The sequence below is a fragment of the Cellulosilyticum sp. genome (assembly GCF_982396655.1).
In genome coordinates, this window is the sequence record NZ_CEVXFV010000009.1 from 1 (window position 1) to 25,663 (window position 25,663).

General features: G+C 33.4%; 21 protein-coding genes. 17 read left to right on the forward strand and 4 right to left on the reverse strand.

Features of this window, described 5'->3' with window-relative positions; translation table 11 throughout:
- Positions 1 to 185: 185 nt before the first annotated feature.
- From AC1VAQ_RS05650 to AC1VAQ_RS05660, 3 genes are all read left to right on the forward strand, one after another.
- Complete coding sequence (locus AC1VAQ_RS05650; protein WP_302600160.1) at positions 186 to 458, forward strand: DUF1294 domain-containing protein; 273 nt, start codon at positions 186 to 188, stop codon at positions 456 to 458.
- Between the two features lie 63 nt (positions 459 to 521).
- On the forward strand, positions 522 to 785 hold the full coding sequence (locus tag AC1VAQ_RS05655) for a hypothetical protein (protein WP_302600161.1): 264 nt from the start codon (positions 522 to 524) through the stop codon (positions 783 to 785).
- A 128-nt stretch (positions 786 to 913) separates the two neighbouring features.
- Positions 914 to 1,600: an aquaporin gene (locus tag AC1VAQ_RS05660; RefSeq protein WP_302600162.1), complete on the forward strand. Its 687-nt coding sequence runs from the start codon at positions 914 to 916 to the stop codon at positions 1,598 to 1,600.
- Positions 1,601 to 1,828: 228 nt separating this feature from the next.
- Here the strand turns inward: AC1VAQ_RS05660 and argC are convergent, their stop codons facing one another.
- On the reverse strand, positions 1,829 to 2,800 hold the full coding sequence (gene argC, locus AC1VAQ_RS05665; RefSeq protein WP_303244159.1) for an N-acetyl-gamma-glutamyl-phosphate reductase: 972 nt from the start codon (positions 2,798 to 2,800) through the stop codon (positions 1,829 to 1,831).
- Between the two features lie 246 nt (positions 2,801 to 3,046).
- Between argC and AC1VAQ_RS05670 the strand changes: the two genes are divergently transcribed.
- Positions 3,047 to 3,874 (forward strand): alpha/beta hydrolase, encoded by an 828-nt coding sequence (locus AC1VAQ_RS05670; RefSeq protein WP_302600164.1) that lies wholly within the window; start codon positions 3,047 to 3,049, stop codon positions 3,872 to 3,874.
- Between the two features lie 19 nt (positions 3,875 to 3,893).
- Entirely contained in the window at positions 3,894 to 5,423 is a 1,530-nt protein-coding gene (cls, locus tag AC1VAQ_RS05675) for a cardiolipin synthase (protein ID WP_302600165.1), read from the forward strand.
- Between the two features lie 190 nt (positions 5,424 to 5,613).
- Here cls and AC1VAQ_RS05680 read toward each other — a convergent pair whose 3' ends face one another.
- Positions 5,614 to 7,524 carry a PTS fructose transporter subunit IIABC gene (locus tag AC1VAQ_RS05680; RefSeq protein ID WP_302600166.1) on the reverse strand — a complete coding sequence of 637 codons (1,911 nt, stop codon included), beginning with the start codon at positions 7,522 to 7,524 and terminating at the stop codon, positions 5,614 to 5,616.
- Between the two features lie 216 nt (positions 7,525 to 7,740).
- Positions 7,741 to 8,643: a 1-phosphofructokinase gene (gene pfkB, locus AC1VAQ_RS05685; protein WP_302600167.1), complete on the reverse strand. Its 903-nt coding sequence runs from the start codon at positions 8,641 to 8,643 to the stop codon at positions 7,741 to 7,743.
- 364 nt (positions 8,644 to 9,007) lie between these two features.
- Here pfkB and AC1VAQ_RS05690 point away from each other — a divergent pair, with 364 nt between their 5' ends.
- From AC1VAQ_RS05690 to AC1VAQ_RS05740, 11 genes are all read left to right on the forward strand, one after another.
- Positions 9,008 to 10,015 carry a LacI family DNA-binding transcriptional regulator gene (locus AC1VAQ_RS05690; protein WP_302599513.1) on the forward strand — a complete coding sequence of 336 codons (1,008 nt, stop codon included), beginning with the start codon at positions 9,008 to 9,010 and terminating at the stop codon, positions 10,013 to 10,015.
- Positions 10,016 to 10,205: 190 nt separating this feature from the next.
- Entirely contained in the window at positions 10,206 to 10,403 is a 198-nt protein-coding gene (locus tag AC1VAQ_RS05695; RefSeq protein ID WP_302599512.1) for a CLC_0170 family protein, read from the forward strand.
- Between the two features lie 26 nt (positions 10,404 to 10,429).
- Positions 10,430 to 12,073, forward strand: a complete 1,644-nt coding sequence (locus AC1VAQ_RS05700; protein ID WP_302599511.1) for a spore germination protein — start codon at positions 10,430 to 10,432, stop codon at positions 12,071 to 12,073.
- 27 nt (positions 12,074 to 12,100) lie between these two features.
- Positions 12,101 to 13,174, forward strand: a complete 1,074-nt coding sequence (locus AC1VAQ_RS05705) for a GerAB/ArcD/ProY family transporter (protein WP_303244158.1) — start codon at positions 12,101 to 12,103, stop codon at positions 13,172 to 13,174.
- Positions 13,164 to 14,318 carry a Ger(x)C family spore germination protein gene (locus tag AC1VAQ_RS05710; protein ID WP_302599507.1) on the forward strand — a complete coding sequence of 385 codons (1,155 nt, stop codon included), beginning with the start codon at positions 13,164 to 13,166 and terminating at the stop codon, positions 14,316 to 14,318. The genes AC1VAQ_RS05705 and AC1VAQ_RS05710 overlap by 11 nt, the downstream gene beginning before the upstream one ends.
- A gap of 137 nt (positions 14,319 to 14,455) precedes the next feature.
- Positions 14,456 to 15,370 carry a transposase gene (locus AC1VAQ_RS05715; RefSeq protein WP_302599506.1) on the forward strand — a complete coding sequence of 305 codons (915 nt, stop codon included), beginning with the start codon at positions 14,456 to 14,458 and terminating at the stop codon, positions 15,368 to 15,370.
- A 124-nt stretch (positions 15,371 to 15,494) separates the two neighbouring features.
- Positions 15,495 to 16,187 carry a stage II sporulation protein R gene (gene spoIIR / locus AC1VAQ_RS05720; RefSeq protein WP_479903583.1) on the forward strand — a complete coding sequence of 231 codons (693 nt, stop codon included), beginning with the start codon at positions 15,495 to 15,497 and terminating at the stop codon, positions 16,185 to 16,187.
- A gap of 120 nt (positions 16,188 to 16,307) precedes the next feature.
- Positions 16,308 to 17,360 carry a D-alanine--D-alanine ligase family protein gene (locus AC1VAQ_RS05725; RefSeq protein WP_302599501.1) on the forward strand — a complete coding sequence of 351 codons (1,053 nt, stop codon included), beginning with the start codon at positions 16,308 to 16,310 and terminating at the stop codon, positions 17,358 to 17,360.
- A 134-nt stretch (positions 17,361 to 17,494) separates the two neighbouring features.
- Positions 17,495 to 17,893, forward strand: a complete 399-nt coding sequence (locus AC1VAQ_RS05730) for a YwiB family protein (RefSeq protein ID WP_302599498.1) — start codon at positions 17,495 to 17,497, stop codon at positions 17,891 to 17,893.
- A gap of 167 nt (positions 17,894 to 18,060) precedes the next feature.
- Complete coding sequence (locus AC1VAQ_RS05735) at positions 18,061 to 19,803, forward strand: hypothetical protein (RefSeq protein WP_479903584.1); 1,743 nt, start codon at positions 18,061 to 18,063, stop codon at positions 19,801 to 19,803.
- A gap of 9 nt (positions 19,804 to 19,812) precedes the next feature.
- Positions 19,813 to 21,321 carry an S-layer homology domain-containing protein gene (locus tag AC1VAQ_RS05740; protein WP_479903585.1) on the forward strand — a complete coding sequence of 503 codons (1,509 nt, stop codon included), beginning with the start codon at positions 19,813 to 19,815 and terminating at the stop codon, positions 21,319 to 21,321.
- A gap of 157 nt (positions 21,322 to 21,478) precedes the next feature.
- On the opposite strand, the gene AC1VAQ_RS05745 is transcribed toward AC1VAQ_RS05740, so the two are convergent.
- The gene (locus AC1VAQ_RS05745) at positions 21,479 to 23,410 is read right to left on the reverse strand and encodes a polysaccharide deacetylase family protein (RefSeq protein ID WP_303244381.1); all 1,932 of its coding nucleotides are present in this window, start codon (positions 23,408 to 23,410) and stop codon (positions 21,479 to 21,481) included.
- A 209-nt stretch (positions 23,411 to 23,619) separates the two neighbouring features.
- Between AC1VAQ_RS05745 and AC1VAQ_RS05750 the strand changes: the two genes are divergently transcribed.
- Positions 23,620 to 25,566: an LTA synthase family protein gene (locus AC1VAQ_RS05750; protein WP_302599492.1), complete on the forward strand. Its 1,947-nt coding sequence runs from the start codon at positions 23,620 to 23,622 to the stop codon at positions 25,564 to 25,566.
- The last annotated feature ends 97 nt before the right edge of the window (positions 25,567 to 25,663 follow it).

Below are 25,663 nucleotides of genomic sequence, written 5' to 3' on the forward strand. Positions count from 1 at the left end.
TGCATGTTTAAAAGGAGTGCTATTCATTTTTAAACAGTAGTTTCGCAATTACCTAATTAAATGTATAGCTCCATATATACATATGAGGATAACCGTTGAAAAATTATTATTTTTGGAAAAAAGTGAAGAAATAATATAAAATAAAAAGGAGACAAGGATAACATATCAAATAGAAGGAGAGGACAATGGAAAAAATAATTATAATTTATCTTATACTTGTTAATATTATTGCTTATATAAGTATGTGGTCAGATAAAAAAAGGGCTATTAATCATAAATATCGTATCTCGGAAAAGACACTTTTTACTATAGCTATTATAGGTGGATCATTAGGCAGTATTCTAGGGATGAAGAAATTTCATCATAAAACTAAGCATTGGTATTTCAAATATGGTATGCCGTTAATTTTAATTATACAGATTATTATCATAGTCACATTAGTGGGGACAGGTCTTTAAAATTGATGTTTTTGTGCATACAAAAAATAAAGTAGTACATAATAATCCCAAGAGGTGATTACTATGCAAAATAATAATGGAAATTTTGAGAAGTACAAGAACCAAGTGGAAGGCTTTACACAAAAAATGATGGATGATGCTGAGGAATTAAGCTATAAAGCACTAGATGGTATGCAAGATTTAGGGCATAAGGCGATGGAAGGCACAGAGTATTTAGGTGCTAAAGCGGTAGAAGGAGCTAAAGCGCTTAAAAAGGGAACTAAAAATGTGATTAATAAAACCATTCAAGGAATGGAAAATCTAGAAGATAAAATGAAAAATAAATAAAAGAGAAAATAGGATAAGCATGAGCATAGTCATTTTAAAAGTAAACTTATATAAAATGAGTATGCTTTTATTTTGTACTGGCATAAATATTACTTTTAGATAGAGCCATAAGGAGGTTAGTTGTTTTTATGAGAAGGTATATAAGTGAGATGATAGGAACGTTTGTACTTGTATTTTTTGGATGTGGCAGTGCTGCGATTGGTGGAAGGGGATTAGGAAACCTTGGTATAGCAATTGCTTTTGGGTTTGCTTTCATAGCAATGGCTTATGCGATTGGAAATATTTCGGGCTGTCATATTAATCCAGCAGTATCTCTGGCGATGTATATGATAAATAAATTATCACTAAAGGATTTTTTTGCATATATAATAAGTCAGTTTATTGGTGGGATTTTAGCAAGTGGTGTATTAATGAGTATTATAAACTTATCATCAGGTCTAGGTCAAATTTCTGAAGTGGGCTTAGGGCAAAATGGATATGGAGCAGCATCACAAGTGGGGCTCGGACTGTTAGGGGCACTTATTGTAGAATTCATTTTAACTTTTGTATATGTAATAGCATTATTAGGTGTATTAGCATATGACAGAACGAGTCATTTAGGTGGTATTGTTATTGGACTAACATTAGTGGTTGTATATATTGTAGGAATCCCATTAACAGGAGGAAGCGTTAATCCAGCACGTAGCTTAGCGCCTGCAGTTTACTTAGGAGGAGTTGCACTTAGACAAGTATGGGTATTTATTATAGCACCATTTGCAGGAGCAGCAGGGGCAGCAGTATTTTGGAGCTTTATCACTAAGGAATTAACATTATAGAAATTATAAGATAAAGGCCGTTGGAAGACTATCCAACGGCCTTTATCTTATAATTTCTATAATGAGAAACAGCAATATTAGAGACCTGTCCCCAAGTATAGAACAGCAATATTAGAGACCTGTCCCCAAGTATAGAACAGCAATATTGGAGACCTGTCCCCAAGTATAGAACGCAATATTGGAGACCTGTCCCCAAGGGTATAAAAACCATATTGAGAAGTGTCTTTGTTAGATGAGGCTGATAGTTTCGTCTAGGCCGAGCATGATGTTCATGTTTTGGACGGCTGCACCTGAGGCACCTTTTCCGAGATTGTCTAGGCGGGTGATAAGCATAATTTGATCGTCATTTCCGAAGACAAATATTTCAGCATTATTTGTGTTATTGCAGGCGATTGGATTGAAGAAATTAGAGTCTAAGCATTGTGATGGATTAAATGGCATAACTTTTACGAAGTTTTGGTTAGCGTAGTAGTCACTTAGGAATGCATGAACATCTGCAGGTGATACCTTTTTGCTAAGTAATCTTGTGTGGAGTTGAATAGCAACCTCTAAGCCTTCGTAATAGTCGGCGATAATTGGCGAGAAGATAGGGGCATAGGTAAGACCGACTTTTTGTTGCATTTCTGGAATGTGTTTGTGATGAAGTCCTAGAGCATAGTGGCGTGGTGTATCATATGTAGGGAATAATGTAGAACGATCAGGGTTTTCATATTCAGCGATTGCTGATTTTCCAGCCCCACTAAATCCTGAAATACCATGGGCCGTAATAGGATAGTCTTTTGGAATAATACCGCCATTTACAAGTGGGTACATAGGAAGAATGAAAGCACTTGCATAACAGCCAGGTACAGCAGTACGAATGGAAGAAGCAATTTGCTCACGAGCTGATGAACTAAGTTCAGGAATTCCGTAAGTCCAATTAGGGTTTGTACGGTGAGCTGTGCTAGCATCAATGATTTTTGTATGTTTATTAGTTGATTCAATCATAGAAACTGCTTCAATAGAGGCAGCGTCAGGCAAGCATAAAAATACAATATCAGCTGCGTTAATAAGTTCTTTTCTTGCATTATAATCTTTTCTTTTATCGTCGGCGATTTTTAGGATATTAACATAAGGATGATTGACTAAACGCTCATTTATTTTAAGACCAGTAGTTCCGGCTTGACCATCCACATAAATATTAAATTTTTTAGTAGACATAGCATTCTCTCCTTTGAATAAAAATTTAGTAAGTGTATAATTATACATTATAGTTTGAAAAAATAAAAAATTCAACTATAAAAATATTTAATCTATATAAAACAAACTTGATTTAATGTTATACTTGAGTATGTATAAAATAAGCTAGATTGGTATTCAATATAATATTTATTTAAGCAAACTTATGAATGAAACAATATATTTTTTAGATGAAAGATTAGATTAATTCAAGAGGAGGAGATTTTAATGAAATATTTTCAAGTACCAATTAATGTAGCAACGAGTGGTAAGTCAGATTATGAAGCAATGTTAACGGGATATATACCAGATAATATTATGCAAGAACAAAAGGAACGTATGCGCCCAGCTGTATTAATTTTACCAGGCGGTGGTTATGAGTATACATCAGATAGAGAAGCAGAACCGATAGCCTTAGAATTTATACGCAGAGGTGTATGCGCATTTGTATTAAGATATAGCATAGCACCTGCTAGATTTCCACAAGCTTTATGTGAGGCACTTGAATCGATAGCGTATATTAGGGAGAATGCAAGTGAGTGGGATATTGATCCAGACAATATTGCAGTGTGTGGTTTTTCTGCAGGAGGACATTTATGTGCAAGTGTGGGGACATTTTGGAATAATTCTATATTAGATGCGTATATAAATAGAAGTAGAACTGTAATGAAGCCTAATATGCTGATACTTTCCTATCCTGTTATTACAAGTGGAGAATATGCACATCGAGGTTCTTTTGATGCACTTTTAGGAGAGAATCAGAGGGATGAAAGTTTGAGTCTTGTATCATTAGAGAAACAAGTTACGGCAGATGTACCACCAACATTCATCTGGCATACATATGAAGATGGATGCGTACCAGTACAGAATACAATGCTTTTTGCAAATGAACTTATTGCACATAATGTTCCAACTGAAGTTCATATTTATAGAAGAGGGGGGCATGGCCTATCACTTGGAAATTATTTAGTGGATACTGAAAGGCAGTTTGGGGAAGAACATATATCTAGTGAATGGATCAAACATGCAGTAAGGTTTATGTTTGATAATAAGTAGTAGTTTAGGAGAGTAGTGAATGAAATTAAAAAATATCTTTAATAGAATGGTGATAGTGGGAATTCTCATCTTGCTACAGCTAGGCCTTTTGGTGATGGTGATTTGGAAATTGAGTACATATTTCGTGTACTTCTATGGAATTTCTGTTTTACTAAGTGCTGTGGTATTGCTACATTTAATAAGTACGGATCAGAATCCGTCTTATAAGTTAGCATGGACAATACCAATATTACTTTTCCCTGTTTTTGGAGGCTTCTTTTATATATTGGCGGGTAATGCAAAAATGAATAAAAAATTAACCAAAGGATTGAGTGAGATTTATAATCGTACAGTTCCTTTTTTACAGCAAAACCCAGAGATAATAGAGGATATACAAAAACAAGATAAAAACGTAGCTAATCAGGCTAAGTACATTAAAGATTTTTCGTTATTTCCAATTTATAAAAATACAAGTAGTGAGTATTTATCACCAGGAGAAAAGTTTTACGAGAAATTACTAGAAGAGCTAAAAAAGGCTAAGCATTTTATTTTTCTAGAGTACTTTATCATACAGGAAGGAGTTATGTGGGATTCTATATTAGAAATATTAGAGGAAAAGGCTGAGCAAGGAGTTGATGTAAGGTTAATATATGATGATATAGGATGCTTAAAAACATTACCGTATAAGTATGATGAAAGAATAAGAAAATCAGGTATTAAGTGTATGGTATTTAATAGGTTGGCACCAGTTATATCATTTATTATGAATAATAGGGACCACCGAAAGATTACAGTTATAGATGGACATACAGGCTTTATGGGCGGTATAAATTTGGCAGATGAGTATATTAATGAATATGAACGATTTGGCCATTGGAAAGATGCAGCTATTATGCTAAAAGGTGAAGCTGTATGGAATCTAACAATGATGTTTTTACAGATGTGGGAACTTAATCATAAGGTAAAAGAAGACTATGAAATGTTTAAACCCTATAAGTATCATCCAGAACCATTTGAAAGTGATGGCTATGTACAACCATATGGTGATAGCCCATTAGATCATGAGACAGTAGGTGAGAATGTATACTTAAATATTCTTCATAAGGCAACAGACTATGTTTATATTGAGACACCATATTTGATAGTAGATAATGAAATGGTAGTAGCTTTAGAGTTAGCCGCTAAAAGTGGTGTGGATATTAGAATCATTACACCGCATATCCCCGATAAATGGTACGTACATACATTAACAAGAGCATATTACTTACCACTCATTGAGGCGGGTGTAAAAATTTATGAGTACACACCTGGATTTATTCATTCTAAGGCGTACGTAAGTGATGATGAAATCGGGGTAGTAGGTAGCATAAACATGGATTATAGAAGTTTATATCTACATTTTGAATGTGCAACTTGGTTATATAAAACAAAAACAGTTGCTCAGATAAAAGAAGATTTTCTAAAAACATTAGAATTATGTACCCCGATTACAGAAGATGACTGTATACGTATAGGTTGGGGGAAAAAACTTATAAGAGCAATTCTTCGCCTCTTCGCACCACTTATGTAAAAGATATAAGAAAAAGAGTGGGGACAGGTCTCTAATATTGATGTTAACATCAATATTAGAGACCTGTCCCTACTCTTTTTTGGATAAAGCTAGGGTGGTTGTATAGCTACCCTAGCGGAAATATTAAGGTAAAACAGTAATTTTAGAGACCTGTCCCTAAATATCTTGTCCCCAAGTATTTTACTTTCAATTATTTATCTAATGTTTTTTTGAGGAAGCCTAAGATGAGGGCTCCTACTACTGAACCTACTGCTAATGATACGAAGTACATTAATGGGTTTCCGATAACTGGAAGTACGAAAATACCACCGTGTGGTGCATTAAGTGTACATCCGAAGAACATTGCAAGAGCACCAGCGATACCTGAACCGATTACACATGATGGGATAACTTTTGCTGGATCTGATGCAGCAAAAGGAATAGCACCTTCTGTAATGAATGATAATCCCATTACATAGTTAACGATTCCTGATTCACGTTCTTTTTGTGTGAATCTGTTTTTGAAGAATGTTGTACAAAGTGCAATAGCAAGTGGAGGTACCATACCACCAATCATTACAGCGGCCATAAGGTTTAGGTTACCAGCTTCAAGCGCAGCAATACCTACTACATAAGCAGCTTTGTTGAATGGACCACCCATATCGATTGCCATCATAGCAGCTAAGAGGATACCAACGAAAACAGCACTACCTGTTCCCATATTTAATAATGTTTCTGTAAGCCATCCATTAACGAATGCTACTGGAGGGTTAACGATGAATGTAATTGCAACACCAATAAGACCGATACCTAATAATGGGTAAAGGAGAGTTGGTTTAAGTCCTTCAAGAGATTGTGGTAATACAGATAATGCTTTTTTAAGGCCAATCATTAAGTAACCAGCAGCGAAACCAGCAACTAATGCACCTAAGAAACCTGAACCACCAGCATTAGCAAGTGCGCCACCTACGAAACCTACAGCAAGAGCAGGTCTTTCACCAATACTCATAGCAATGTAACCAGCAAGTACTGGAAGCATAAATCCGAATGCAGCATCACCTACTGATTTGAACCAAACAGCAGCTGCAGCATTTGAACCAAGTGCATCTGTGTAACCAAGTAATGAGTCAATTAAGAAGGCGATAGCGATTAATAATCCGCCACCAATTACGAATGGAAGCATATGTGATACACCATTCATAAGGTGTTTGTATAATTGACGGCCAATGCCTTCGCTTGTAGCTGTTTCACTGTCAGTAGCATTACCAGCTTCTTTTGCGTGGTAAATTGGAGCGTCACCAGCAGCAGCTTTATTAACGAGTTCAGTAGCTTTGTGAATACCATTAGCTACTTTAGTAATGATAACTTTCTTACCATCAAAACGTGTCATTTCTACATTTTTATCAGCTGCAACGATGATACACGTAGCATTTTCAATTTCTTCTTTTGTAAGAGCATTTTTGATACCACTTGAACCGTTTGTTTCAACTTTACATGTAATACCAAGTTCATCAGCCTTGTTTTGAAGAGCTTCAGCAGCCATATAAGTATGAGCGATACCTGTTGGGCAAGCTGTAACAGCAAGGATCTGATAGCCACTTTGCACTTTCTCTTTAGTAGCTTCAGATTTTGGCGCTTCTGTTTTAGCAGTTTCAGCACCGAATTTTTCTGTTTCTTTAACATTGATAAGTCTTAGGAATTCTAAGTTATCTTTTGCATTAATAAGTGTTTCTCTAAATTTAGCATCCATAAGGATTGTTGATAACCTAGAAAGTACATCTAAGTGTGTATTATTTGCACCATCTGGTGCAGCAATCATGAAGAAAAGATGAGATGGTGCACCGTCTAATGATGCGTAATCGATACCATCTTTGCTAACAGCAGCAACTAGTGTAGCTTTTTTGACAGCACCTACTTTAGCGTGAGGAATAGCAATTCCTTCACCGATACCTGTTGTACTAAGATCTTCTCTCGCGAGGATAGCTTGTTTGTACTCTTCTTTATTACTGATATTGCCAGTAGACATCATAAGGTCTACTAAATTATCGATAGCTTCAGCTTTTGAATTTGCAGTGAAATTTAAGTTGATACTATCTTGGCTGAGTAAATCTGTAATTCTCATTGTGAGCCTCCGATTAGTCATAAATTAAGTTAGTGTTTTGTATTAGTGTATAGATTTCACATCTATAAATTTGGGTTATTTATTATATTTTAGTAATGTGAAATCATTAAGAGAAACAAATTTGTAAGGTGTATAATTCAATTTTATAGTTTGTTTCTCTGTGCATAATTTAAAGTGTATATTTTATTTTAGTGTGTTAATTAAGTTAGTGTATAATTAAAGTTGTGATAATAAATCATCCACTTTATCTGCAGTTGCAAGCCAAGGTGAGAATGCAGTTGCACTACCTGTAGCTGTAGCAAATTTGAGTGCTTCTTTTAAATCCTTAGATTTAAGATATCCAGCAATGAAACCAGCAACCATAGAGTCACCAGAACCTACAGTATTAATAACTGTTCCTTTTGGTACAGAAATTTTAACTACTTCACCCGCACTTGTAATTAAGATAGAACCATCTCCACCCATTGAAATAAGTACGTTTTGAGCGCCCATTTCTTGAAGTTTACGTGCATAAGTTACGATTTCTTCGTCTGAATTGATTTCTACATTAAACATTTCTGCAAGTTCGATGTGGTTAGGTTTAATAAGGAATGGTTTGTATTTAAGTACATTCTTTAATAAATCTTTTGTTGCATCGACAACTACATGAATGTTTTTGTGAGCGAGTTCTTTCATAATATCTTGATAGATACTATCTGGGACACTATTTGGAATACTTCCAGCAAGAACTAAGAAATCACCTTCTTGGATTTCATCAAGCTTAGCGAAAAGTTCTTTTAAGTCAGCTGGAGTAATTTGTGGCCCCATGCCGTTAATTTCAGTTTCTTTCCCTGCTTCGAGTTTAACGTTAATTCTAGAAATCCCTTGATCTAAAGTAATGAAATCACAGTTTGAGCCAAGATTAGTCATAACTCTTTCGATTTCTTTACCTGTAAAGCCCGCAATGAATCCAAGAGCTTTGTTAGGAACGCGTAAATTATTAAGTACGATTGAAACATTTACACCTTTGCCGCCTGGATATACTTCTTCTTTAAGACTTCTATTAACACTGTTAATATTCATGCCATCTAAGTGCATGATGTAATCTAAAGAAGGATTTAATGTTACAGTATAAATCATGTTGATTACCTCCTTACATAAAAATAAAGTAATGTAAATAATTGAAAGGTTTTTAAGCCATAGATATTATTATAATAATAATGTAGTTTTAAGTAAAGCAAAAACTACCGGATATGGAAATACAAGATTAGTATTTCCAAGAGAAGCAATAATATAAGTGAAATGGGCATAGTAGTTAGTTAAAGTAGGGGAATTAAATGCAAAATAAAACAAAATTATAAAAATAGATAAAGTATGCATTGATTATAAGAAAAATGTAGTTTATAGTAGTTTATAATGATAACCAGTGCATATAAGAGCATCAAATTACATGGATTTTAGACATATTAAGTGAAAAGTTTTTAATAATGTGGGAGATATAGATATGAATATAAAAGATATAGCAAAAATTGCTAAGGTAGGAGTTAGCACGGTATCTAGGGTTTTGAATAATCATCCAGATGTTAGTGATGAAACCAGAGAGAAAGTGTGGCAAATAATAAAAGAAAATAATTATATTCCTAATAATAGTGCTAGAGTACTCAAGCAAACTAATACAAGAAATATAGGTGTGTTAGTAAAAGGGGTATTTAACCCGTTTTTCTCAGAAATATTAAAAATTATTAGTGGTGGTGTAGAAGCAGCTGGCTATACAATGATTTTACAACATCATAATAATGAAAGTGATATTGATACATTGTTAGGATTTATTAAGGAAAAAAGATTGCAGGGAGTTATTTGTTTAGGGGGAAACTTTCTTGAATTAGATGATGAGCATTTAGAAGGTGCAGAAGCTGAGGTGGTATTGGTTTCAGTAGATTTAGTACGTATAAAAAATCTAAAGAAGTGTTCATCTATTAGTATTAATAATAAAAAGGCCGCATATGAAACAATTGAGTATTTAATCAATAATGGGCATAACCATATAGGCCTTGTACTAGGTGATAAAAAGGATATAGGAGTAGGTAAGGAGCGTTTTGAAGGTTATTTAAATGCATTAGAAGCACATAAGATTGAGTTTCGAGAAGAATATGTTACATATGGACAGTATGATAGTGGGACGGCGTATGAACGCACTAAAGAATTGTTAGAAGAGCAAAAAGATATTACGGCGATTTTCTGTACATCAGATATCATGGCTATTGGTGTAGCGAAAGCTATATTTGATAAAGGGCATAAATTAGGTGAAGATATTTCACTTATTGGATTTGATGGTATGGATGTAGCAAAATATTATGAGCCATCTATTGCAACAGTAAAACAACCTAAATATGAAATGAGTAATCTAAGTGTGGAGCTACTCCTTAAATTATTAAATGGGGAAGCTAAGCACCAACATATTATATTACCTGTAGAATTAGTCCAAGGAGGCTCTTGTTGCAAACGTAATTAAATAGTAATTAGATGGGGACAGGTCTCTAAAAGTGTGGTTTAAAGAAGGGGACAGGTCTCTAAAAGTGATGTCAACATCATTTTTAGAGACCTGTCCCCTTCTTTTTGATGTTTTTTGCATATTTTTTTTAGGACTACAAATAATTGTTATGTATATGCAGTAGTTTATGTAGAGGAAAGGGGTATAAAAAATGAGCCGGATAAATAATATTTTTTCTGTTTATATAGATGTAGTGATGTTGTGTATCGGTTTGTATATGGCTTTTGTACAGGGAACGAACTTGATACAAGTAGAACATATGGAACGAGAATCTAGGATTGTTAAAGTAATGGGCTGGATTTATATTGTGGTTTCTATTATTGGATTTATTATATTAGCAATATTTTAGCGTGATATAAGTAGGAAGGAGATAGTATGAAAAAGAAGGAAGACCCAACAAATGTAGTGAATGTGGAAGATCCTTATCATGATAGAGAGAATAAAATAGATATTCCATTATCATTGGATCTTGATGTAAATATAAAAAATGTAAATATACTTTTTGAAAACTGCATGGATGTCGTTAAGCGAGAAGTAGAGCTGGGTACGGATAAGAAAATTAGAATTTATGGTGTTTATACAGATGGGCTAATTAATAGGGATATATTAGAGAAAAGTTTGCTTGGTGTAGCATTTGAATATAAGAATTTAGAGGGAGAAATTGATGATAGTAGGACACCTACTCAAATTATCATGCAACATTTTTCTGCTACTTTTGATGTAAAAGAAGTAGATAAAATGGATGATTTAGTTACAGCAGTCTTATCTGGGGATAGTGCTATATTTGTAGATAAATCTACTAAGGGATTAGTGATAGCAACGCGTGGATGGCCAGGTAGGAGTATTGGTGAACCGAGCACAGAAAGTGTTGTAAGAGGACCTAGAGATGGATTTACTGAAACAATTAGGTTCAATACAGTGCTTGTTCGAAGACGTATTCGTGATACAAAGCTTAAATTTAAAATGATGAGCTATGGTACAAGGAGTAGGACAGATATAGCGATTGTTTATATGGAAGACATAGCAAAACCTGAACTTGTAGAGGAAGTAACTAATAGGTTAGATAAGTATGTAATTGATGGCGTTTTTGACAGCGGTTATATTGAACAACTAATAGAGGATAGCTGGAAGAGTCCGTTTCCACAAACACAGGCAACAGAAAGACCTGATAAGTTTGCATCGAGTTTATTAGAAGGAAAAGTAGGAATTTTGGTAGATACATCGCCTTTTGGGCTTATTGTACCTGCAACGTTAAATTCATTTTATCAAGCATCAGAGGACTACTATCAACGTTGGCAAATTATGAGTTTTATAAGGATACTGCGTTATTTGGTTTCATTTTTATCATTTACATTACCTGGATTGTACATTGCAACTTTAAATTTTCAGCCAGCTATGCTACCAACACCTTTTGCTGTCTCTATTGCTGCGTCGCGGGAGGGCGTATCATTTTCAACGGTAGGGGAGATTGTGGTGATGGAATTGATATTTGAACTGTTTCGGGAAGCAGGAATAAGGGCGCCGGGAGCGATAGGACATGTTATTGGACTCGTTGGTGGTATTGTTATTGGGCAAGCAGCTGTAGATGCTAATATTGTAAGTCCAATGATTATTATCATTATTTCACTTACAGCTATTTGTACATTTGCAGTGCCAGACTATAGTTTGACATCTGCTTTTAGATTGATTCGTTATATGTTTATTGCACTTTCAGCTTTTTTAGGATTATATGGATTCTTAATTGCATTTTTAATTATGCTCATTCATCTATCATCTCTTGAAAGTTTCAAGGTGCCATACCTTTCACCATATAATACTTGTGATCGTAATGAATTTAATGATTTAAAGGATACAATTCTTAGATTTCCTACATTTATGCAAACAATTAGACCTATTTATGCAAGGTCAAATCAAAGACGCCGTTTACGAGTAAAAGGGAAAAATGTACAGGATGTGCCTCCAGGACCTAATAGTGGCACTACTAATGGTCAAGTGGGTGAGAGAAAGGAGAGGAAGTAGATGTTTTCGCATAATGGGAAGATATCAGTGAGGCAAGTAGAGATATTTCTTATACTTCAAATGCTAAATACAGCAATATTGTTTTTGCCAAAGATTGCAGGAAGATATGTGGGGAGAAATGGATATATACTTCCCATTTTAGCTATTATACCTGGGATTATATATATATATTGTATAGATGCTCTTACAAGGCAATTTCCAAAAGAGACGTTAGTGGAATTTGCACCTAAAATTGTTCCTTCATTTATTGCTTATATTATATTAATTTTATTTGCAATAAAAATTGCTATTACAACGGGCCTTGAAGTAAGGATGTTGGGGGAAATGGTATCAGAAGTATTATTGCCCAAGACACCATTGCAAGTTATTATTTTAGTAATGCTCTTTACAGTAGCATATCTTGTAAAGTCAGGGATTGAAGCAACGGGAAGAATGGCAGAAGTGCTTATTTACTTTGTGGCTATACCTCTTATCCTTGTTTTTGTATTGATTGTGCCGCATGCAGAATATAAACAGCTTATGCCGTTTTTTCAAACTAATTTAAGAGGAATAGGGCTAGGGACATTTGTTGTGAGTCTAGCATTTTCACCTATTGAATTTATGTTAATGATGTCTGGACTCATGCAAAAGCCTAAGAAGGCTAAGCGGACAATGCTAGTGGCAGTAATTACGATAGGAGTTGTTGAAGCAATTATTGTGCTTTTAACGTATACAGGTGTTGGATTTAATGAAGTACAACGTCAAGTATGGCCGGTTTTAACGCTTATGCAAAGCATTAGTTTATCTAGCTCAATTATTGAAAATCAAGAGATTTTGATGATGACTGGATGGATATTAAGTATTTTTATGTATATCAGTGCAGGTATTTATTTTACTTCATTAATAGGGAGTCGGAGTTTGAAATATCAAAGGGAAAATGTGTTTATACTACCTCTTGTACCAGTTATTTATTTTATAGCAATGATTCCCGAAAATTTGGTTGCAGCTTATGATTATTATAATAGATTCCAACTTTATTTTGGAATATGGTTTTTATTGCCTATTCCTCTGATATTGGCGCTTATAGCTAAGGGGAAAAGGAGGAGTTTAGATGCAAAATAAATTAAAATGGTTACCTATTTTATTAATGCCTTTTTTATTAACAGGCTGTTGGGATAGTGTTGAAATTAATGAGAGAAATGTAGTCTTAGAAGTAGCTATAGACAAAAATAAAGATGCAGATCAAAGTCAACCTATTCATAAGCGGGATAGCTATCAGATAACCTACACTATTCCGGATATAGGAAAGCTTTCAGGTGAGGATAGCCTTGCAAAGGATGTAAAAACAGCAATCGTGACAAAAAGTCCAACGGTAGAGACGAGTGTAGATGAGGTGGAAAGCAAGTCTCAAAATACAATTACTTTTAGTCATACACAGGCTATTGTATTAGGTGAGGAACTTTTAAAGGATCCCGAACTTTTTAGAGGTGCAGTAGATGGTTTAATGCGAAACATGCAGATAAGTCGTGACACAGATATTTTAGCAGCCCAGGGAGAAGCAGGGGAATTAACACAAGGGGAAAACCCTCAGAATCCAATTTTAGGCTTATATATTATGAAATATTTCAATAACACAGAGCGCCCTGTAAGTTATGCTAAAGAACAAATTGCAGGTAATATGATAAAAGAGCTACAAGATACTAATATTACAACCATTCCACTTATTAGCACGGATGAAAAAAAGGATATTGAAATTGGTGGGGCCGCACTTATAAAAAATTATGAGTTAGTAGATTTCATAGGTAAAGATGTTGTGCGTGGTGAGTTGTTTGTAGAAGGAAAAATTAACCAAGTACCTATTGTTGTTGAGTATAAGGGGGTTCCCTTAACTTATGTGATAGATAAGGAAAACTCTAAAATTACATTTAATAATAATGGAAGTGAACTAGTAGCCAATATAGAAATACTAACAGAAGGGAATATTACGGAATATATCTCAACTAGTACAAAAAATATATTTAATATGGAAGATATTAATGAAATAATAACATTATTACAAGAAGAAATAAGGCATCAAGTCATGGTGGCTGTTAACAAATCTAAGGAACTAAACACAGACTTTCTAAATATAGGCTTACAAATGTACAGAAAACACCCTAAACAATGGCAAAACTATGCGCCAAATTGGAATGAACAAGGCTACAAAAACTTCCCAATTCAAGTTCAAATAATCCCAACTATCAAAAATACCGGAATAATGGATTAGGGACAGGTCTTAAAAAATGGTGTTATACGAATGGGGACAGGTCTCTAAAATTGGTCTTTAAAATTGATGTTTTAAGAGGTGAGGTGATTAGAAGGAGGTATGATGGGCAATACTTGCATTAAAAAAGGAGTATGCGCATGCCAAGGGTACGTAGGGAGAAATGTCCAAATAGCATATATCATCTTATTGTAAGAGGTAACAATCGGGAAAATATTTTTAGAGATTATATGGATCGTGAAGTTTATTTGAATCGAGTAAAACATTATAAAGAGAAGTTTCAAATGGAGATATATGCATATTGTATGATGACTAACCATGTGCATTTAGTGGTTTATGATAATGGACAGGATATTTCTAAGTTTATGCAGGGGCTTAATTTGAGCTATGCTATATATTTTAATAAAAAATATGATCGATGTGGGCATGTGTTTCAGGGGCGCTTTACAAGCGCGATGATAAAGACTGATGATTATTTTATTCATGTATCAAAATATGTACATTTAAATCCTGTAAAGGCAAATATTGTAGCGGATGCAATAGAGTATAATTGGTCTAGCTTTAAGTATTATATGGAGAATCAAGATAGATGGGGAATTGTGAATACAGAGCGTATATTAAAGTATTTTTCTGATGATTTTGGTGAGGCGAGAAAGCTATATTTAGAATATATTCATAATGGAGAAGATATGGATGAGGCTGAAGTAGCTATTGCACTTGAGACACTTCATGAAAAGCAAGAGATTCAAGGAACTAAAAAGGAAAGTAGTATAAGTGTTAGTATCAAAAAGGTTTTTGAGGTAATAGAGCGGGAACTTGAGATTCATAGATTAGATCTTATGAGACGAAACAATAGAAGTCAGGGGAGTAAACGAGATATTTGTATTTATTTAATGGCATTAACGACTAGATTATCTTATAAAGAATTAGCAGATATATTTTGGGTAAAACCTGCAGCTATAGGCAGTAGTATTAAGAGAATGGTGGAAAAAATGGTTTTTGATAACGAAATTTTACACCGAGTAGATAGAATGAGAGATTTAATAATGAATTAGAAATAAAGACTTCAAATAATATATTTTGATTCAAAACTATAAATGAGTTTAAAAATATGCATAACTTATCTCAAATATGGCAAGTATTAAATTAGAAAATATATTATATTTGGAGGGAACGGTAATGAGGAGATTAAGTCAGTTGTGGGGAGACGCACAAATTAGAAATAAAATGATATATATGATTGTATTAGTTTTAGCAATTGTCGTATGCGTGGGCACAGCAGCTATTACAATCTATACAGAAAAGGTAAGTCAGACACTATCTGAAAGTATACTTCGTTTTCATGTAGTAGCTAACAGTGATACTACAGAAGATCAGTTGTTAAAACAGCAAGTAAAAGACGAGATTATAGCATATATGGAACCTTTATTAAAAGATGCTAAAGATGTTGAGGAGAGCAAGGTATTTATTCAAACGCATACAAATGAAATTGCAGATGTGGCTAAAAATGTAGTTAATAAATGGGGAAAAGATTATGATGTTAGGGTGTTTTTAGATAAAGCTAACTTTCCAACTAAGTCTTACGGAGATGTTGTTTTACCTGCGGGAGAATATGAGGCATGTAGAGTTATTATAGGTGAAGGAAAGGGACAGAATTGGTGGTGTATTATGTTTCCTCCTTTATGCTATGTGGATGCAGCTACAGGGGTAGTACCTATAGAAGGGAAAGAGGAATTGCAAGAACAATTAACGCCAGAGCAATATGACCTTATTTGTAAAGAAGATAAGCCATATGAGATTCGCTTTAAAATTGTAGATACAGTAAACTCTCTTTTACACAAGGAAAATTATAAAGAGGCAGAGGTGCATTAAAGTTTTAAAGTTAAAATATGGGTTGTGTGGTTGAATAATAAATAATAACGTACTAAAATATAATAAATGACATATAGAAAAGTACTAGATAATATAGGTTCTGTAAATAGGAGGAACACGATGAAAAAGAATGTATTATTATTATTTGGAGGATGCTCATCAGAACATGAAGTATCACTTAAATCAGCTACAACTATTTTAACTAATATTGATAAAACTAAATATGAAGTACATCCAGTAGGAATTACTAAAGAAGGTAAGTGGTTATTATACAAAGGCAACGATTTAGACCTTACTAAAAACGGATGGCAAACAAATGGTATTCCAGCAATTCTTAGTCCAGATGCTACACAAAAATGTTTATGGATTTGTAAAGAAGGTAATACAGAACAAATTAAAATTAACATTGATGTAGTATTCCCAGTATTACATGGTAAAAATGGAGAAGATGGAACAATTCAAGGGCTTTGTGAGTTAGCACAGATTCCATTTGTAGGTTGTGGTGTATTAGCTTCAGCTGTTTCAATGGATAAAGCATTTACTAAAATAGCGGTAGCAACAAAGGGTGTTCCTCAAGCAAAATATGTAATTGTTAAAGAAAAAGAATTAAAAGATATTCATCAAGTGGTAGAAAAAATAGAAGCTGCTTTCGACTACCCATATTTCATCAAGCCAGCTAATGCTGGTTCATCAGTGGGTATCTCTAAAGCTAAAAACAAGGAAGAGTTAGTTGATGGTTTAAGAGAAGCGATGAAGCACGATAAAAAGGTATTAGTTGAAGAAACTATTATAGGTAGAGAAGTAGAGACAGCAGTATTAGGAAATGAAGACTTAAAAGTATCAGGTGTAGGTGAAATTTTAGCAGCAGCTGAATTCTATGATTTTGATGCCAAATATAACAATGCTGAATCAAAAACAGTTGTAGATGCTGATTTACCACAAGAGACAAAAGAACAGATTAGACAATATGCAAGAGATGTATTTGATGCAGTAGAAGGAAAAGGTATTTCAAGAATAGACTTCTTTGTAAAAGAAGATGGCGGCATTATCTTCAACGAACTTAATACATTACCAGGATTTACATCAATTAGTATGTATCCAATGCTTTTTAAAGCGGCAGGTATTGAAATAACAGAACTTATAACTAATTTAATCGAGCTTGCTAGTTTATAATAAATATAGGTTTAGAATATAATAAGGTTATTTGTGATAGACTATGTACCACAAATAACCTTATTGTGTTGCAAGGGAAAAGTTAAATAGCATAAGAAATAGAAGACGAAAACATAGATATAGAGGAAGAATAGATGAGACAAGTAGAAATAAAGGTATATGATAAACAAACATATGACACACATTTTGATACAAATGAAGTAAGTTATAGTGGTCAACTTACATTTAAAAATGAAGGTATATTTATTACCTATAAAGAAAAAGAAAACAATACGACAACGATGATCAAAGCTAGAGATAATAGAATCTCAGTAAAAAGATATGGCAATATGAAAGCAGACTTGCATTTTGATAAAGAGGTGCCACATAAAACAATATATCATACACCTTATGGAGAAATGGAGATTCAAATTAAGACACATAAATGTGACACATATATTTTAGAAAAAGGGATAAAAATAGCTATCGAATATTCAATTTGGATGCAAGATAAAAAAGTAAGTGATAACGTTTACATGCTCGTAGCTAACTAAAATTAATGGGGACAGGTCTCTAAAATTGCTGTTTGAAAATAAAACAGCAATTTTAGAGACCTGTCCCCATTTTTAGTTCCTATTTTTATAAGTGGAGGACTAAGTTTTTTGAGAATTTAACCGATATATAGGACAAGGTTAGAACTATATTAGGAGGGCAGAGAGTGATGAGAAAACAATGGTGTATACTGGGTTCGATGTTATTGGCTATGAGTATGAGCGTAAATACGATGGCAGATATTCCAGTATATTATGATCAACAAGAATATACAGATGCGTTGTATGATAATTATTCAGAAGATCGAGGGATTGTTGTTGAAAATAATCCGCAATTAGGATATATAACATATAGAAATAGTAGTGGAATAACAATTACTAGAAATTATTATGGAGATGAGGTTAGTGTAGAGAAACAGCCATATTATGAGACAGAGGATAAAATTGGCTATTTAGATGAGATGTTTCCTTATTTCAAATATGACCCAAGAGATACCACGATTAGTAGTATTAAAGCTGGGGATTGTATTTATATTAGAATGGATAAGGATAAGTATATAACATATATTAGTGCTTACAATGACTATATAATGCGCTATGCTAAGGTAAATTCATTTAACTTTAATACTGAGGGTACAGCAAGTATTTTGCTTGAAGATGAAAAGGGGAATATGTACTCATATGATTTAGGGCTTTCTACACCTGTAACTAAGGGTGGCACACCATATTCAATTAGTGCGATTAAGCCTGGAGATTGGGTTAAGGTGCTCGTTTCTCAAAAGATATTAGGTGAAGGAATAATAGAAGAAAACATTGAAGAAGTTGTAATTGACAACGATACGCGTATTATCTCTAATATTTATAGAGGACAGGTGACTTCTGTTGATAAGTATAAAAATGTATTGAATTTAAAGAATGCACAACCTTTAGGAAAGTTAACATGGGGAAGTTATAACAATCTATTAAGCCTAAATATTGACCCACAAAATATAAAATCATACTTAATAGGTAATCAGGTTTCTTTAGATTACGTAAGTAGAAATCTAAAAAATGCTTCTGGATATGCTTATGTAGCTGCTGAAAATTACAAAGGCAAAGAATCAGCTATTAAGCTTAACTTCCAAAGCAAGCTTCAAAATACATTAGCCCCATCAACAGTAACATATGCTTCTTCTGGCGTGATTAAGTTATTATCCGGTGAAACATTATATGTTGCTGAAGATGCTATTATTGTAAGAGATAATAAATTAGTAGAATCACATAACATTATGGTAGGTGATGTATTACAAGCAGTAGTAACTGGTGAAAACAAATTAGCAGTAGCCCAAATATCATCTGATTTAACAACTGCTTCATTGGAGGTATTTAGAGGAAGAATTAAGAAAATCACAGATAGTGAAGAATTCCAATTTGAAACATTCTCATTATTGGATGACAATACATGGTACTTCCATCCAACACCACGTACATTTTCAATTGACCCAGATACTAAATTCTATAATAAATCAGGACTTGTTGAAGATGGTATTGAAAAATTCTTAGCATATGGGGAAGACTCTGAAATCGGAAATGTTTACACAGTAGTAGCAATTGGAGATAAAGCATATATGATTATCGATATGCCATACATAACTAATGTAGCTAAGGGACAGGTCTACAAAGTTGATGGTGAAAACATTAGCATTAAGGATGTATATTATTATCATAAATCACAGAAAAAATGGTTGCAGTATAGTAATAAGAACGTAGGAGCGACTATTGAATTACAACCTAATAGTGTGATTATTAAGGATGGTAAGGTTGTTTCAGCCAAGAGTTTAGAGAAAGGTGATATTATTAGTGCTATGATAGAAACTAATCTAAAAGATACAGAGGGTAGTGTACCAGGTTATATTATAGTCGTAGAAAATTAGGAGGAGCCAATGAAAAAAATATTTGCATTATGCATAAGCTTTATATTAATGGCTAGTTCTGTTTATGGTGCAGAAGGTGAGATGGGATACTTTGGTGGTATTAGTTCGGGAATTAAATTACCAACATCAACATCTTTGGCACAGGCTAGCACAAAAAGCGTTTCTAAGTATACATTACCATATAAAGAGAATATTTATCTTTCAGGTAAAGCAGAAACAGTAGAGGGAACGATTGAGATTAAACCAGGCAAAGAAATGGATAAGGAAGCTGGAAGTGGAAGTTATACAGAAACATATGTAATGAGAGCGCAAAATGCTGGAAATACAGCTAGAGTTACGAGAACAATTACATTTGACACACAATATACATATGATTCAAATTTGAAACAAGCTACAAAGGTATCAAAAGTTAAAAAGTGGAGTGAAATAGTTACTGTAAATGGTAAAACATATAAATTAGATAGTGATAAATCTAGTTATACTAAAAGTATATTAGAAGATTATACACCAGGAGTTTTATATTATAGAGGTGATATCCAATATGATGCAGTATATACTTCAGGAAATGATACACAAGTAACAGTATCAGTTAACGGTCCAATTTACGGATATGATCAAGCTTTTGCAAAATCAGAAACTCAAAGAAGAACTATTACAATAGACCTTGGTAATGGAGATGGATATGCAATAGAGGAAACTCCGACATATACAGTTCATAGAGACATTCAATATGATAGTAATGAGCCTACTGCAATAAGTATGGCTGGAAACTATAAAGAGATTATTAGAGGTGAAGGTGTATTAAGTTATAACATATTACAAGGTAGTAAAAGTTTATATGATGATGAAATGTCAGGAATGATTAGCGTAGAAAGTACACCAACAATAGAACAACTATCTGTTCCAACGGTATTAAATCTTCAAGGACATCCGGCAGAAGCTCAGATTAAAAAAATGTATAGTATGAAATTATTTACTGATAATGCTAGTACATTTTCGGTTAATCAGGTAGTAACAAAAGGTGAATATATTAAAATGCTAGTTACAGCACTACAAATAGAGTTGCCTGAAGATACAACAAGTAAAAAGAGTTCATCTAAGAAAAAACAGACAGTAGTTTCACCATTTACAGATATAAATGAAGGTGATGCTAATTATAGATATGCAGTAGCAGCATATAATGCAGGCCTCATCAGTGGAGGCACATTTGGTGCTAATACATATTTAACACGAGAGATGATGTATATGTATAACATCCGTGCTATCGGATTAGAAAGATTAGGGTTAGGAACTATGGGTGCATATACGCCATTTGTTGATGATAATCAAATTTCATCATGGGCAAAAAGTTCACTTTATGCTGCTAGTAAGTTAGGTATTATAACTGTAAGCAACGGTTATATTTTTCCTAAAAAATATGTAACGAAAGCAGAATGTGCAGCATTTTTAGATCAATTCATTGATTATTTAAGATATGATTTACAAAAAGACTATAATGATAAAATGTTAATAGGATAATAAAAATAGGTTATTTCACACAGCGAATTGTGAAATAACCTATTTTTTATCTCATAATATTAGAGACCTGTCCCCAAGGATAAGACATCAATATTAGAGACCTGTCCCCAAGAGTAAGACATCAATATTAGAGACCTGTCCCTAAGAATTCGTGGAATTATTGGGTTAGGGTTTCTAGGGTTGAGATGAGGTTGGTTGGGGACATGGTGTTTGGCACGTTGATGCGTTTTAAACGCGAAGTTTTGAGATGTGTCCCGGGTTTTGCTAGTTTGGTGATTTGGAAGGTTACATCTTGGGAGATGAGGGTCTTGCGGGTGAAGTAGTTGTTGCGGAATTGTGGGCAAGCAACTGTGAAGACGTCACGGGTACCAAGGTTTTTTTCTAAAATACCTTTTGAGATAGAGATATGATATTTGAGATCTCTAATAGATAGTTTAGTAAATGGTGTGTGGTTGTAACCGTGTGATTCGATGTCTATGAGTCCGCTTTGTTCCATTTCTCTAGCAGCAGCGAAACCGAAGTGGCGCTCTGTATTTTGTTCTTGCATGTAATATGGGGATACAAACAAGGTAGCTGATATATTGTATTTTTTATAGATTGGATAGGCTATTGTATAGTTATTGAGATAGCCATCATCCATTGTAATTAGGATTGGTTTTTCTGGTAGTCCTGCATTGCCTTCTAGGTAGTTTTCTAGGTCGTAGAAGGTGATAGGGGTATAGTTGTTATCTATTAATGCTTTCATTTGGCTATCAAATACTTCTGTTTGTACACAGCTATTCTCATCTTCTGGAGCAACAGTATCTGCTATGGTGTGATACATGAGAATGGGAATATAGTCACCTTTATAAATTGGCGTTTGACCTAAAGGATAAGTGGCTTCAAGTCTAGGTGCACGAAGTGTAGCGTTATCATTGTTAACAATAAGATCAATGCTAGGGGCCTCGATAATTGTATCTGTATCGTTGTAGACTAATACTTTGAGTCTATTAATGCTATTTGGTAATGTGTTTGTATCAATAGTGAGTTCATAAGGGTAATAAGCTTGTACCTTGAATTGCTCTGTATTGATCCTATAATTTGCATAAGCCATGTTTTTTGCAGATTCTTTATGTGTTTTAAGTAAGGCAGAATGCGGTGATAATATGATTTCTTCTTGACCAGCAAGCATATCATAATCCTTTAATACTTGATAAGGTGATATATCTACTACTTCATTAGATTTTGTTGTAATCCAAGGCTTTGAGATAAGATGCTCATAAGTCGTAATATAGCGATTATCTAGTGATGGAAGCAGTGTAGCATCCACATCCTTTAGCCATTTGTTTCTGGTAAGTATCATATAAGGATTATAGATTGTTGTAATGCGAGGATATTCAATAGCTAAGGTATAGTAAATATAATTAAGATCTGTAGCACCATTTTTAATATCAGCAGTATAATGAGCTGGAACTGTATCATTGATGATTAATGTAGTTGAATCACTAAAGGCAGTATAGATTTGGTCTAAGACAGTTAAATCTGCAGATGAACCAATATTTATACCCACATATGATGGTGTAAGTTTTTTGTACTTATTAATAGAAGACCTACTTATTGTAGATGTTGCAGTGTTGGTAGCGTATTGAATTTTTGGATAGCATATAAGTTGAACATTTTCTAGGTTGGCATTTTTGAGTGCATCTGCTACAGCTGAAAATGTAGAAATATAAGCTTCATCAGTAATACCTGTAGTAGGCATTAAAGATAAGAAAATCGGAATATTATTTACAGATAATAATTGAAGGTCATTTAATAATTCACTTTCGTTAAAATCTGAGTTGGAAACCTCTAGAGATAAATTTAATGAAGAGGAACCTTGTAAATTACTAATAAAATCATTAGTTAGATCATGTTTATAAGGTAAAATAGGGGATAAGTTAAACACTGGGTCAGTAGATTGTATTAATTTCATGATTTCTACCGGTTTGTGGTAGCTTTTCCAAATGGGCCAAGTTATGGCTGCAGTACCTAGAATAATAAGCACTAGGATAAACGTTAAGCTAAACTTAAGCTTCTTTGTGTATAGTCTTTTTTTGTTAGAAGACATAATAACCTCCAATATAGTATAGTCTTGTTATATTATAATCTATATTTACATGAAGCTTCAATTAAACTTCAATTAAACTTCAATGAAACAAATGGGAATATATTTTAATTGATTTTAAGGCTCAAAAAATATAAAATTAAAGTTATAGTATGATTAAGATAAATACTTGTTTATGAGGGGTAAGCGAGTAATAAAAGAAGGAGGTACTTATGCAAGGAACGTTAGAAGAAGAAAAAGTTCAGCAGAAGGCGCAGCAAGTACACAGGAAATTTAGCTTAAGTAGTATCAAGAAACTTGAATTAAACTGGACATGGACTGTGATATTTGTATTAGCAATAGCAATGTTCATTACACTGACAACTTTTTATATACAGCCAGGTTCATCAAAAGCTGTTTTAAAACTAATAAAACAGCAACCACTTATATTATTAGTAAATTATTTACCACCATTATTAATGCTCACATTATTATATTTTGTAATCAATAACCTATTTTATTCAGCAGCAGTTACTAGCTTCATATTTAATGCATGTTCATTAATCAATAGACTAAAAATTGAACTCCGAGATGACCCATTTGTACCAAGAGATATACAACTTGTTCAAGAAGCAGTCAATACAGTATCAGATTTTCAAGTAGAAATAAAATATGATTTATTAGCATTGATTATACTAGCAGTTATAATGTTTTTAGTATCAGGTTATTTTGTAAAGGCAAAAAAATTACGTAGAAGTATAAGAATCATTGGCGTTATAACTACTCTTATTATGGCATTTTTAGCAAATAAATATATTTATAGTTCAAAGGTAGTATATTATGATAAGCTTCATGTAAGTAACAGAAGTTATATTACAAGAGTATTTAATGAGTTAGGATTTACATATTGCTTTTTATATAATCTTAATAGTTACCCAGTTGAAAAGCCTGAGAATTTTTCAAAAGAAGAGGTAGAAGGACTCATAAAGCAATATACAGTAGCTGATGCAGTAATGCCAGAAGAAAAGCCTAATGTGATATTTATTATGAATGAGGCATTTTCAGATATAGGGATGAGTGAGCAATTTACTTATACGGCAGAAAATGACCCATATAAATATTGGAGAGAAATTATCGCATCTGAGAATAGTATAGCTGGACATATTGTAACACCGGGATTTGGTGGAGGTACAGCTAATACAGAGTTTGATGTAATGACAGGAATGCAGACGAATATGTTAAATAGTATTCCAACATCAGCGTTTAGAGTAGTAGGTAAAAGTACACAATCGTTAGCTAGAATTTTTTCAAGAAATGATTATCAAACATTATTTATGCATCCAGGAGATAGCTGGTTCTATAATAGATATAGTGTTTATAAATACTTTGGCATGGAAGAAGAAATATTTAATGAAGCATTTAGCAAAGAAGATAAAAAAGGAAATATGATTGCTGATAGTGTACTTACCAAGCGTATTATTGAACAGTTTGAAGCACATACAGATGATGCCTCAAAAGGTCCATTGTTCTCATATATTACTTCTATTCAAAACCATATGCCATATACAACTAAGAAATATGGTGACTTACCAATAGAAGAGGTTCAAGTTTCTAAGACAATCTCACAAGAAGCAAAAGACTTTTTATCAGTTTACATGGAAGGTATTAAAGATGCCAACCAAATGATTAAGGATTTAACTGATTACTTTGAAGCACAAGATGAACCGGTGGTACTTGTATTCTTCGGAGATCATTTACCAAACTTAGGAGATAATTACTTATCTTATAAAGAACTTGGATTAAATATAGGCGATGAAACAAGTGCAGAAAATATCATTAACACTTATAGTACACCATATGTAATTTGGACTAATGAAGAAGCAGCAGAGCTTATTAATTTACAAGACAAAAAAGCAGAATTAGATTTACAAGCAGATAACAAAATTAGTGCTAACTTCTTAGGGGGAATGGTACTAGAATTATTAGGATATACAGGGCAAGATCCATATTTTGATTATATTAATGAAGTAAGAAAAGAAGTTCCAGTAATCTATAAAGAGAATTACAAAACAGCAGATGAAGGCTATACAAAAGACCTAGATGAGTATGACCAAACATTAGTGAACAACTTAAGAAACTGGGAATACTATAAGATGCGTTTTGAAAAGATAGAGAATTAAATAGAAATAAAAAGAGGGAATTTTTAATAAATTCCCTCTTTTTTTATACTTAAAAAAGTAGTAGAATAAAATAGAACATATGTTCGATAAAAAACTT